Origin of the sequence: Rossellomorea sp. GCM10028870, from assembly GCF_042666755.1 — a bacterium.
In the GTDB taxonomy this organism is placed as follows: domain Bacteria; phylum Bacillota; class Bacilli; order Bacillales; family Bacillaceae_B; genus Rossellomorea.
In genome coordinates this window covers 18,535-30,878 of the sequence record NZ_JBHTGN010000010.1, presented here as the reverse complement: position 1 = coordinate 30,878, position 12,344 = coordinate 18,535, and the positions used below count along the sequence as shown (strand labels likewise).

The 12,344-nt window shown below is 42.5% G+C and carries 7 protein-coding genes and 2 riboswitches; all 7 genes read right to left on the bottom strand.

Annotated features, from left to right (window positions below; genetic code table 11):
- Positions 1–534: 534 nt before the first annotated feature.
- Positions 535–2,610, bottom strand: coding sequence for a glucose-specific PTS transporter subunit IIBC (gene ptsG, locus ACFQWC_RS23010; RefSeq protein ID WP_299746899.1), 2,076 nt, complete (start codon positions 2,608–2,610; stop codon positions 535–537).
- A gap of 181 nt (positions 2,611–2,791) precedes the next feature.
- The gene (gene glcT, locus ACFQWC_RS23005; protein WP_299746892.1) at positions 2,792–3,634 is read right to left on the bottom strand and encodes a glucose PTS transporter transcription antiterminator GlcT; all 843 of its coding nucleotides are present in this window, start codon (positions 3,632–3,634) and stop codon (positions 2,792–2,794) included.
- Positions 3,635–4,270: 636 nt separating this feature from the next.
- A complete protein-coding gene (locus tag ACFQWC_RS23000) occupies positions 4,271–5,605 on the bottom strand; it encodes an NCS2 family permease (RefSeq protein WP_044340671.1) in 1,335 nt (444 codons plus the stop codon).
- Between the two features lie 133 nt (positions 5,606–5,738).
- Positions 5,739–5,840, bottom strand: a riboswitch (purine riboswitch).
- 198 nt (positions 5,841–6,038) lie between these two features.
- Positions 6,039–7,592 carry a glutamine-hydrolyzing GMP synthase gene (gene guaA / locus ACFQWC_RS22995; RefSeq protein ID WP_299746882.1) on the bottom strand — a complete coding sequence of 518 codons (1,554 nt, stop codon included), beginning with the start codon at positions 7,590–7,592 and terminating at the stop codon, positions 6,039–6,041.
- A gap of 159 nt (positions 7,593–7,751) precedes the next feature.
- Positions 7,752–7,853, bottom strand: a riboswitch (purine riboswitch).
- Positions 7,854–7,893: 40 nt separating this feature from the next.
- Positions 7,894–10,107 (bottom strand): transglutaminase TgpA family protein, encoded by a 2,214-nt coding sequence (locus tag ACFQWC_RS22990; protein ID WP_377109168.1) that lies wholly within the window; start codon positions 10,105–10,107, stop codon positions 7,894–7,896.
- A complete protein-coding gene (locus tag ACFQWC_RS22985) occupies positions 10,104–11,321 on the bottom strand; it encodes a DUF58 domain-containing protein (RefSeq protein ID WP_299746878.1) in 1,218 nt (405 codons plus the stop codon). The genes ACFQWC_RS22990 and ACFQWC_RS22985 overlap by 4 nt, the downstream gene beginning before the upstream one ends.
- A gap of 1 nt (position 11,322) precedes the next feature.
- Complete coding sequence (locus ACFQWC_RS22980) at positions 11,323–12,279, bottom strand: AAA family ATPase (RefSeq protein WP_341357266.1); 957 nt, start codon at positions 12,277–12,279, stop codon at positions 11,323–11,325.
- Positions 12,280–12,344: the final 65 nt, after the last annotated feature.

Genomic DNA, 12,344 nt, shown 5'->3' with positions numbered 1-12,344 from the left:
TCGTCCTGAGCCAGGATCAAACTCTCCGATAAAAGTTTGAATAGCTCTTTAAAAATAAATCTAGAATTAACGTTGACGTATTGTCTTGTTTTGTTCAGTTTTCAAGGTTCAATGTGTAAGTGCTTCTGTTTGAAGCGACTTGACCATCATATCAAGAATGCAGTATGTTTGTCAACAACTTTTTTTCACGATGTTTTAAATTCCTGTTTTGAAGTTGTTATGTACTCGCTGCTCTCTTGCGACGGTTTTTAAAGTATATCAATCTATCAGACATACGTCAATACTTTTGAGAGACTTTTTTTCGAGAAACTTCCTTTAGTCTTTCTATTATTTATTTTTCATTACGACCACACCCCCCACAACACAGGCTGGAAACTGACATTCTTGGCTTTGAAGCAGAGACTCTCTGCTATTTTCCTTCTATATATTAAGCAGCTATACTTCACCCACTCCCTCTAGTAAAAGTTCAAATACTAACAAAAAAACCATTTCCACCCTCATAGTAAGAGGATGGAAATGGTTTTTGATTATTCATTAATCGATCTTGATGATGTTTTCGTCGTTACGGTTTACCTTACCTGACTTCTCGATCGTTACTTGCTGACCTTCTTTAAGGTTAGTGAATACAATCGGTGTCATGATTGAAGGCGCGTTTTCTTTGATGTAGTCAAGATCTACTTCTAGTAATGGTTGACCTGCTTCTACTTGGTCTCCTTCTTTTACTAGCGCTTCAAATCCTTTACCTTCTAATTTAACCGTATCGATTCCTACGTGGATCAGAACTTCACGGCCTGCTTTGGACTCTAGTCCGATGGCATGCTTCGTCGGGAATACGTTCACGACTTTACCCGTGATAGGAGAAACGATTGTTCCTTCTGTCGGTACGATCGCGAAACCATCACCCATCATTTTCCCTGAGAATACTTGGTCAGGAACTTCCGTGATGTCTTTGATTTCTCCTGTAATTGGTGCTACGAACTTTTCGTTCTTTTGTTCTTCTGTTGTTTGAAGTGCTTCTGGGTTCACTTCTTCAATTTGTTGCTCAACTTCTTCATTTGCGCTTGTTTCTACTCTGCGTGGAGCTTTTCCACGGATGATGTCTTGCATTTGCGATTTGATTGTGTCGGATTTAGGTCCGAAGATTGCTTGAATATTATCTCCAACTTCAAGTACACCTGAAGCACCTAATTTTTTCAGGCGATTCTTATCAACATTTTTCACATCATTTACAGAAACACGGAGACGAGTGATACATGCGTCTAAGTGAGCGATGTTTTCTTGTCCACCCATTGCTTCCAGGATGTTGTAAGGAAGGTCTCCAGCTGAACTCGCCGGTGATCCATCGTCATCTTCGTCCACATCTTCACGACCAGGAGTCATGAGATTGAACTTACGGATAGCGAAACGGAATCCGAAGTAGTAAATGACAGCAAATACTGCCCCTACCGGAATAACGATCCATGCGTTTGTTTGTGGGTTGATCAATCCGAATAGGATGTAGTCAATTAATCCACCTGAGAATGTCATACCGATTTTAACATCTAATAGATGCATGGTTAAGAAAGATAAACCTGCAAAGATTGTATGGATACCAAATAGTACCGGTGCTACGAATAAGAATGAGAATTCGATTGGTTCTGTGATACCTGTTAAGAAAGATGTTAAAGCTGCAGATCCCATGATACCTGCTACAACTGCTTTTCTTTCAGGTTTTGCTTCATGGTAGATCGCTAATGCCGCTGCCGGAAGACCAAACATCATGAATGGGAATTTACCAGTCATGAAGGTACCTGCAGTCAGATCCTGAACACCATCTTGAATCTGCTTCATGAAGATCGCCTGATCTCCACGGACGATATTCCCTGCTTCTGAAGTATACGAACCGAATTCGAACCAGAAGGGTGAATAGAAAATATGGTGAAGTCCAAATGGTATAAGAGCACGTTCGATTACACCGAATATGAATGCAGCAAATGCTCTGTTTTCACCAAGCATAAAGTTAGAGAATGCATTAAGGCCATTTTGAATCGGAGGCCAGATTAATAACATTAATAGTCCTAGTACAACAGCAGACGCTGCCGTTGCGATTGGAACAAATCGTTTACCCGCGAAGAATCCCAGATATGAAGGGAGTTCGATTTGGAAGAAACGATTGTACATTGCCGCCGCGAGTATCCCGACGATAATACCACCGAATACCCCGGTTTGAAGGGTAGGAATCCCCAGGACAAGTGCGTATGCAGGATCTACACCATCACCTGTTACATCTCCGATTCCCAGTCCTTCAACTGTTCCCATTGTTACGTTCATAATCAAGAAACCAACGATAGCCGCTAAACCAGCGACCCCTTCCCCACCAGCTAAACCGATGGCTACACCCACTGCGAATAACAGGGCTAAGTTTCCGAAGATAATTCCACCTGCTTGTTCCATGACACTTGCGACCATTTCAACGCCGCCGTTTGAAAGGAATGGAGCAATTTCTAATAACGTCGGATTTTGCAATGCATTACCGAATGCAAGCAATAGTCCCGCTGCTGGCAAGATCGCTACAGGCAGCATAAGAGCTTTACCGACTTTTTGTAAAACGCCAAAAGCCTTTTTAAACATGAAGTTTCCTCCTTTTATTTCGTTCTTTTTTTCAACTAATTAGATGATGATTGCAAACAAAAAAGGCATGAGAAAAGAGGATAATGAACGTATAAGGATAGACTTCCCCAAAATATACGTTTCAATCATCTTCTTCACTCATGCCTGATCGTATCAGTAACACGTAAGAAAGATAAGTGCTTTATTTAACTTTACTCTGAATACGCTGCAAATGCATGGTTAAGTAAACAGCCTCTGCATCGTAGACGGGTTTTTGTAATGTTTGCTGCATCATCTTGATCAGCTTCCAAGATAAATTATAGCAGAGAGGGTATTCCTCTTTCAACAGTTTTGCGATTTTTTCTGGTTCTTCCACTCTTTCTTCCCGGAGTACACGTTCTATTGTATATCGAATATGGCGTACAAGCCTCATATAATCGACGCTTTCCTTGTTAATTTTCACATCCAGCTGCTGTTCGATCATCCCGGTCAGGCGTCCAATCAACTGGGAGTGTTGATTCACTTCAGACAGATCCTTGTTCATCATGGCACTATGGATATGGAGGGCAATAAACCCTACTTCCCCTTCCGGCAAATGAACATCTGTCATTTCATTGATCATACTTACCACTTCTCTGGCTATTTCGTATTCGAATGGATAGAGTGTCCTCGTTTCTACCAGAAACGGATTACGGATTTCCATCCCTCTCATCAATCGGTTAATCGCAAACAGGATATGGTCGGTCAGGGCGATGTGAATATGCTCATTAAGAAAAGAGTTGGTTCTTTTTCTGATTAACTCGATGGCAGAAATAATGACGTTTGACATATCATCATTTAAGAAAGGAAGGAGGTTTTTGTATTGCTCCTGCTCTTTCTCTCCTTTTAACACAAACATCTTTTCTGCAATATCATTCTGGATGGGGTCCCCTTTTTTGCGGTTGAACCCTATTCCTTTTCCGATCAGCACGACTTCACCGTAGTTCTCGTGATCTGCAATCAATACATTGTTATTTAACGCTTTTTTCACATTTAAAGTAGACATCGTCATTCTCCCCATAATTTCGACCATTTTCGACACTATCCGATTTCATGATTTTAACGAAAACCCTCACTTTTTTCAATTCATACTTACTCTATACGTATATCTTCTCTAAATCTCCCTCCGACTCCTCTATTTATGTTTCACACTTTTCCTTTATTAAATAAGAAGGCTCTTTTCGTAAAGTTTTTGCTATTGTAGAAGAGAAAGTACTAGTTGTTTTCCGCTCCAATCAACTTTCTGAGCATGAATCCTTAATCGAAAACAATTATAAGAAGCTTTCTAGCAAACAATCTCATTTAAGTTAAAGAGAGATTGTTTGTCTTAAGGAAGAAGAATTATTTTTACTAGTTATTTTGTTTTATGGTACACCTTGAAGCTCTGTCACATAGATTCTGTTAAAGATGGTGAGGGGAACTGCGCAGACTCCTGCGGAAGTACGGGCGTGCCGAGACCCCGGAAGCGTAGCTGAGGAGGCTCGGCCGAACGTCCGCGGAAAGCGGAGCAGTTCCCCTCACCATCTAGCACACGCTAATTGACAGAGCCTTGCAGAACTTATGTTAAAAGCAACAAGCTTTGAGAAAAGAGCGAATAAGAAAAAGCTGATCTGCGAGAGACCAGCTTAAAGAATTTTTTATTTTAAACTAAGAATATAAAATACATAACGAAGATAACAAACAAGAAATACATGATCGGATGGATTTCCTTTACGCGACCCTTCATGATCATCGTAATAGGGTAGAAGATAAATCCGATGGCGATACCTGTCGCGATGCTGTACGTTAATGGCATGGCCACAATCGTTAAGAATGCCGGCACAGCTACCTCAAACTTCTTCCAATCAATTTCACCCAGTGACGAAACCATCAACACCCCTACAATGATAAGTGCTGGAGCTGTCACTGCCGATGTAATGACGGCAAGGAGCGGGAAGAAGAAAATAGAGAGTAAGAATAGTACCGCTGTTACCACTGAAGCAAATCCTGTTCTCGCTCCTGCTGCTACCCCGGCAGAAGATTCGATATAAGACGTTGTCGTTGAAGTACCCAGGATCGCTCCCACTACTGTTGCACAAGAATCGGCAAATAAAGCTTTACCAGCGCGTGGTAATTTATTTTCCTTCATTAATCCTGCCTGATTGGCTACCGCTACAAGGGTGCCCGCCGTATCAAAGAAATCAACGAATAAGAATGTTAGAATTACAACAAGCATTTGTATGGTGAAAATACTGCCTGCATCATTGAATAAAGGATCTAGTGCTGCTCCAAACGTAGGAGCAAGACTTGGTGCGGCGTCTACTACTTTTTCCGGCGTGTCGATTAACCCAACGATCATTCCGACGATTGCCGTAACAACCATCCCGATGAATATACCGCCTTTAACGCCTCTTGTCATAAGAATAACGGTAATGATAATTCCAAAGATCGCAAGAAGAGTCGAACCATTCGTTAAATCGCCAAGACCCACTAATACTGCATCGTTATTCACAATAATTCCTGCATTTTGAAACCCGATAAAGGTAATGAAAAGTCCGATACCCGCTCCCACGGCATATTTCAATTCTGCCGGGATTGAGTTAATAATTTTTTCCCTGATACCTGATAATGTGAGTACGATAAAAATCAAACCTGAAATCAATACTCCTGTTAAAGCTGATTGCCATGGTACACCCATCGTTAACACCACCGTGTATGCGAAGAATGCGTTCAATCCCATACCTGGAGCTAAAGCAATGGGATATTTCGCAATCAAGCCCATGATCAACGAGCCGATGGCAGCAGCCAATGCCGTAGCGACAAATACCGCTCCATAATCCATTCTCATGCTATCCGGCAGATCCGGTACAGACTGAAGGGTTAACGTAAGTGGATTAACAATTAAAATATAAGCCATTGAAAGGAACGTTGTTAATCCCCCGATGATTTCCCTTCTGTAAGTGGTTCCCAACTGATCGAACTGAAAGAAATTTTTCATTCTTGCACTCCTCCTATAGAGTCGTCGTAGAATCTGACATTTCAATAAAAAAAGCCTCGAACTACCAGAGTTCAAGGCTTTGACTGTTAAGATCATGATGAATAGGTAAATGGAGATAAAAAATGTTCCCCGGTCCTATTCTCAATCACCTCGTAGTCAAGCCATTTACGGTAGCTTGGTAGAAACGCTCGGGCCCTATTCCCGAAATTATACGACGTAAAACTTTTATAATGTTTTGTTATGATTACAGTACTATTGTACCAACCAGACCCACGACCGTCAACACAAAATACGAACATTATATATATTTTTTATTTAAATGTTCGTTTTATACACAAAATGACAGGCACCTCCCGATTTCTGTCGAATCTTAAATGTTACCCATAGAAGATTCGACACTTTACGGATGGTGCCTGTCATTATGTTTTCATTTCTATTCCCACTCAATCGTTGCAGGTGGCTTACTCGTCACATCATACACGACGCGGTTGATATGATCGACCTCGTTTACGATACGCGTCGAGATTTTCTCCAGTACATCCCAAGGGATACGAGCCCAATCTGAGGTCATACCATCAATGGATGTTACAGCACGGATTCCAATCGTGTAGTCATATGTTCTGGCATCTCCCATTACTCCGACGCTTCTGATGTCAGGGAGCACAGTGAAGTATTGCCAGATGTCTCGATCAAGTCCCGCTTTCTTGATTTCATCACGGAGGATGTAATCAGACTCACGAACGATTTCAAGCTTCTGCTCAGAAATTTCACCAAGTACACGAATGCCCAGACCAGGACCAGGGAATGGTTGACGCCATACGATTTCATCTGGAATACCCAGTTCAGATCCCAATGCGCGCACTTCATCTTTGAATAACGTGTTCAATGGCTCAATAAGTGTGAACTGCATGTCTTCAGGCAGTCCACCAACATTGTGGTGAGATTTGATTGTCTGGGCAGTGGCTGTTCCACTTTCAATGATGTCTGTATATAAGGTACCTTGAGCAAGATACTCGATACCCTTTAACTTAGTTGCTTCATCATCAAACACGTAAATAAATTCATTCCCGATGATTTTACGTTTTTGCTCAGGGTCGGAAATACCTTTAAGTTTATTTAAGAAACGATCTTGAGCATCTACTTTAATCACATTCATGTTAAAGCCATCAGCGAATGTTTTCATTACGCTGTCCGCTTCACCTTTACGAAGAAGACCGTGGTCGACGAAGATACATGTTAATTGATCGCCGATCGCTTTATGGATTAAAACGGCAACAACAGAAGAATCCACTCCTCCGCTTAATGCGCAAAGGACTTTTTTATCTCCAACTGTTTGACGGATCTTCTCCATTTCAATTTCGATGAAATTCTCCATGGACCAGTCGCCTGCACAGCCGCACACTTCGAATACGAAGTTTTTCAGCATTTCATTTCCGTGCACTGAGTGACGAACCTCAGGATGGAACTGAACAGCATACAAGCCTTTTTCTTCGTTACTCATGGAAGCAATCGGACAAGAAGGGTTTGTTGCATTCACATCAAAGCCTTCAGGAGCTTCTACAACAAGATCTCCATGACTCATCCATACGACTTGCTCCTCGGGAAGGTTAGAAAATAGCTTGGACTGCTTTTCAATATTGATAGCCGCTTTCCCGTATTCACGGTGCTTCGCGCGTTCTACCTTACCGCCAAAGTGCATCGTCATTAGCTGCATCCCATAGCAAATACCAAGAATCGGGATGTCCAAATCAAAGATGCGCTCATCACAACGGAACGCGTCTTCACCATAGACACTGTTCGGACCGCCGGAGAAAATGATACCTGTCGGGTTCATTTCCTTAATCTCTTCCAGGGTAACTGTATGCGGGTGGAGCTCACTGTAAACACCAAATTCACGAATTCTTCGTGTGATTAATTGATTGTATTGACTTCCAAAGTCTAAAACGACGATCATTTCTTGATTGTGCAATTCTTCTTTACCAAGCATTCAGTTCACCTCATTAGTTTTTTCTTGGGCAAGGATGGGCTAAAGTCTTCATCCACCCTTATAGTACCTGATGTTGTTAGCATTCCTAAAAAAATAAAAAAAACCAGACTCCGCCTTAAAAAAAGGCAGAATTCTAGTTTTTTTGCATACACGTATGTCAAATTAGAACACTGCCTTCATAGTCCAGTCATTTAAGGTGACCGGGTAGATACTTTCGAACCGTATTATCGAGGATATACGAAGGATGCTAACGAACGCTATTATGAATTTGACATCATTTTATACCTTGTTTTCAAAAGGGTCAACCAGTTGTCCTTTTAATTAAATTTTCCCATAATTCTCTCATCTTCGGCCAATCTTCTTCCGCTTGCCTCTGACCATATAAAATACGTTCATAATTATTGGTCAGGCTCGTCATTTCATGGGTACCGAAGAATGAGTCGATATATCTCGAATAGCCTCTTAATGTTTGTCCGTCATCCATTTTCAGTCCGTATCTTTCAAGCTGTTTGATTAAAGAAAGATAGGCTTCGGAAAATGCGCCATCCGATGATTTTCTGCGATAATAGAAAATCAGGACATACGGCATCCAGCGTCTTCTTACAACGTACAATGCGATTGCTATGATAAGCAGGAGTATGAATCCCATGACAAGCTTGCCCCAGTTTTCCACAAAGAATGTTTGCATGTCATCCCAAAGCTTCGACAGAGAAAAACCGCTTCCAGCCGCTCGAGAATCATCCTCTTCAGGTTGAATCGGCTGTTTCGGTGTTTCCTCTTTCTCCGGAACAGGGACTTCGCTGTTATCCGCCACAGGTACATCCAGGTCATACTGATATGATACGTTATTACTGAATCCAACAGTAGGCTCAAACGGAACCCAACCTACCTCAGGGAAGAATACCTCCACCCAGGAGTGAGCATTATTATTGGACACTTCATACAGCTTATACGTCGTATCCACTTGTCTACTGTATTCCCCTTCTGTATATCCCTTTGCCCATCTTGCCGGAATGCCAAGAGCCCGGACTAACACAACCATGGAAGTAGAGAAGTTATCACAGTATCCTCTCTGGGTTTCAAATAAGAACTGATCAACGTAATCCTGTCCTTCCTCAGGAACCGGAACGTCAAATTGGTCATACACATAAGCTTCTTTCGAAAAATAATTCTCGATCGCCCTGACTTTGTCGTACCAATTATCTTCTCCCGATGTAATCTCAAAAGCCAAGTCCTTCACACGCTGGGGAGTCGTTTCCGGAAGTTGTGTATAGCGGTCCACAAATTCAGGATTCTGCATGATTTCCTGACCTTCATTAGCTGCTTTCATCTTCTTTTGAGAATAAGAAGGTGAACGGTAGGAAAGTTCATAATCCTCTAATTTAATGGTTTCGTCTTCCCCTTCATAACTTGTAACCTTTTCGTTAACGGGATCAAAGGAGAAATAACCTTCTTCATTTCCGATTATTCTTTCTATCCCATAAGGATAGACAACATGAGAATAGGTTCGTTCCACCATTACCCTCTCTGTTTCCAATTCCCGTTCTCCATCCGGTTCGTTGGTTGTAAAGGGAACCATTTCCTCTGATTCAAAAGGGGCGGCAGCCTGCTGGCCATCAGGAATGGATTGCTCCCAGCCCTTGCCTGTATATAAATCCTTCGTTTCAATTCTCCAGTAGTGTTCTCTCGTGACTTCAGCATTGAAAATGACAGTAGGATCACCGACAAAGGGACCCCCAAGCTCTGAATCATCTTCATCATAACCTATTTTGTTCACTCCGCTGCCCCCGGCTCCCTCAGCAAAGGATTGAATATATGGAACGGGGTCCGGCCAGATGGGATCCGCTTTAGGAGCTGCAAAAGCGACAATCAAGCTCAACCCAAGCATAACGGTAAGGGGCACAATCCAGCGGTGACGGCTCATCTTGGCTCCAAGCAGATTCTCCTTCTGAACCAGTCGTTCAAGTGCCAACAGTCCCATTAAGAGAAAGCCGAAAATGACCACTCGGATAATCGCTTTATCCCCTTCATATATGGTGAAGGTATCAATAAGGCAAACATATGTTACAGTCATCACATAAAAGAGAAGAATCGTTTTTCGTACAGCTAACCAGTAATAAATCAAGTACGTCATCAGCCATAGCAAAATAAAGAATAATAAGCTCCTGTACTCAAATGAAAGGCTTGGCCACTCGCGCCCAAGCGTCAATCCGATATTCAGCCACAAATCATTCCCAAACTCTTTCAGCCACGTAAGAGAAAAGAAAGATCCTGTATGATAGTACAACCCATGAAGGCTAAACAAAATAAAAAGGATTTTAACCGGTGCCGTTATGAAATAATGAATTCTTAAATACGACAGGACGAGGGATAGAGCAATAAATACGATGAAGTACGTCAAACTCCCTGTATCCGTCACAACCTGAAGGGGCTTCAACCACTCCCATAGAAGCAGGAATCCAAACAGATAAACCATAACCGTAAAAACCCGGTGTTTCGGTGTTTCAATACTCATGCCCGTTTCACCTCCATAAAGGCTGAAGAGAAGTCCCCTTCAAAGCATACCTTCATTCGAATACCACGGGAGGAAGCATAGGCTTTCAATGATTTCTCCTCAGCCGTATAAACGTCCCCTTTTCGCTTCACTAAAAAGATGACAACCGAACTATTCCGCTTCGCATATTCATTCGCACTCATAATCATCTTCTTCGAAACAGATGAAGTTACAAACAGCACTGCGGCAGATTGAGAGTAATTCAAGCCCTCTCCTTGAAGGATTTTTCCTAAAGCGTAAGGGCTGTCCTGCCTGACTTTCGCTAAATGATAATAAAGCTGGCTTTGGTGTTCTTCCCCACCGCGAATCGGAAATGAGACATGATCTTCCCCGATTGAGACAAGGCCGACTTGAGCCCCTTTTTTCAAAATGGAGCGAATCATAGAAGCCGTGAACGTCACCATTTCTTCAAAAGCAGACGACGCCTCCCGGTCCAATACAATCAGAACATCATGGGATTGACGCTCCTCAAACTCTTTCGTCATCAGTTCATTTGTTCTGGCAAAGGTTTTCCAATGAATCCATGAGAAGCGGTCCCCTGGTTGATAGTCACGTATACCCGTTGCCATGGTGGTGTCTTTTTGAATCTTCACATTTGAAGTGGTCATCCCTTGATCATAGCGATTTTCTAAAGGACGGTAAGGTACATCCACAAACGACGGATAGACCAAGAGCTTATTGGTACACTCCACCGTTGCTTCCTTTTCAAATACGCCAAAGAAATCACCTGTACGGAGCCGTGCAGCGGAGAAAATATGCTCTCCACGAGGCAGCTTTTCTATGTAATACGTAAGCTTGATTCGTTTCCTGAATCCAGGGTGAATCATCGCTTTCGCCTTTTGAAAACCGGAATGATGAAACACGGAATCCGTTACCACATCCTCTAACACCATGTAAAATAAGGGAAAGGGTATTTTTCGGGAAAGGGTGATCGTAACCTTCAACTCATCCCCGGCTTTGTACTCATTCGATTCGAACCCCCTCTCTACATAAAACTCCGAAAGAGGATATAAGAATACGAGAACAGCATAGAGAGCAAACGGTAGAAAGCTATAAAACAAAAACCAGCTGACAAATCCACCCTGGAACATCGCATACGAAAACGAGATCCCTACCAGGATGAGCAGCAATATGAACTTCCCAAGTGGTTTAATAAATTGAAATTTCGTCTTCATCCTATCTCACAAGCCTTTGTACGGGAACCGGGATACGCGCCATCACTCTCTCCACTACTTCTTCCGGAGTGATGCCTTCATATCTAGCTTCTGACTTCATAATGATTCGGTGAGAGAAAACAAACGGAGCCAAGTATTGAACATCGTCTGGGACCACATAATCCCTCCCTCTTAAAAATGCATAAGCCTGACATGCCTTCATTAACGCAATCGAACCACGTGGACTCGCTCCTAAATAAACATTGGCGTGAATCCGAGTTCGATTCGCGATTTCGACAATGTATTTCTTGATGGTGTCATCGACCAATACATCCTTCACTTCTCCTTGAATATACCTCAATTCCTCAAGGGTCATCACAGGCTCCAACTCATCGATCGGCGGGTTTTTCTGGGCACGATGCAGAACCTCCATCTCTTCTTCCGGTTCAGGATATCCCATTTTCATCTTTAATAAGAAGCGGTCAAGCTGCGCCTCAGGCAGAGGATACGTCCCTTCATACTCAATCGGATTTTGGGTCGCCATAACGAAGAAAGGCTTATCAAGCTTTCTGGTCATTCCGTCTATCGTTACGCTGCTCTCTTCCATTCCTTCGAGTAAAGCAGATTGTGTCTTCGGAGACGTTCGATTAATTTCATCCGCTAAGATAATGTTCCCCATGATCGGACCGGGCCTGAACGTAAATTCCATTTCCTTCGGGTTATATATCGAGACACCAATTACATCAGAGGGCAATAAATCCGGTGTAAACTGAATTCGCTTAAAGCTCGCCCCCACCGACTTAGCAAGTGCCCGGACCATCATCGTTTTCCCAACGCCCGGAACATCCTCAAGCAGCACATGTCCACCAGCTAACAGGGACACTACGCTCAGCTCCGCTACCTTCCTCTTTCCAATCATGACTTTTTCTATATTATCAATGATACTTTGCAACTTCGGATTCACCATTTCAAATGACATCTTACCCCTCCTGAAATCATCTTTAACTATTATTACTTTCGTTTTAAAAGTCGAAATTCCTCTAA

Coding starts and splice junctions, on each gene's coding strand:
- ptsG (WP_299746899.1), bottom strand. CDS start 2,610: ATGTTTAAAAAGGCTTTTGGCGTTTTACAAAAAGTCGGTAAAGCTCTT.
- glcT (WP_299746892.1), bottom strand. CDS start 3,634: ATGTCTACTTTAAATGTGAAAAAAGCGTTAAATAACAATGTATTGATT.
- ACFQWC_RS23000 (WP_044340671.1), bottom strand. CDS start 5,605: ATGAAAAATTTCTTTCAGTTCGATCAGTTGGGAACCACTTACAGAAGG.
- guaA (WP_299746882.1), bottom strand. CDS start 7,592: ATGCTTGGTAAAGAAGAATTGCACAATCAAGAAATGATCGTCGTTTTA.
- ACFQWC_RS22990 (WP_377109168.1), bottom strand. CDS start 10,107: ATGAGTATTGAAACACCGAAACACCGGGTTTTTACGGTTATGGTTTAT.
- ACFQWC_RS22985 (WP_299746878.1), bottom strand. CDS start 11,321: ATGAAGACGAAATTTCAATTTATTAAACCACTTGGGAAGTTCATATTG.
- ACFQWC_RS22980 (WP_341357266.1), bottom strand. CDS start 12,279: ATGTCATTTGAAATGGTGAATCCGAAGTTGCAAAGTATCATTGATAAT.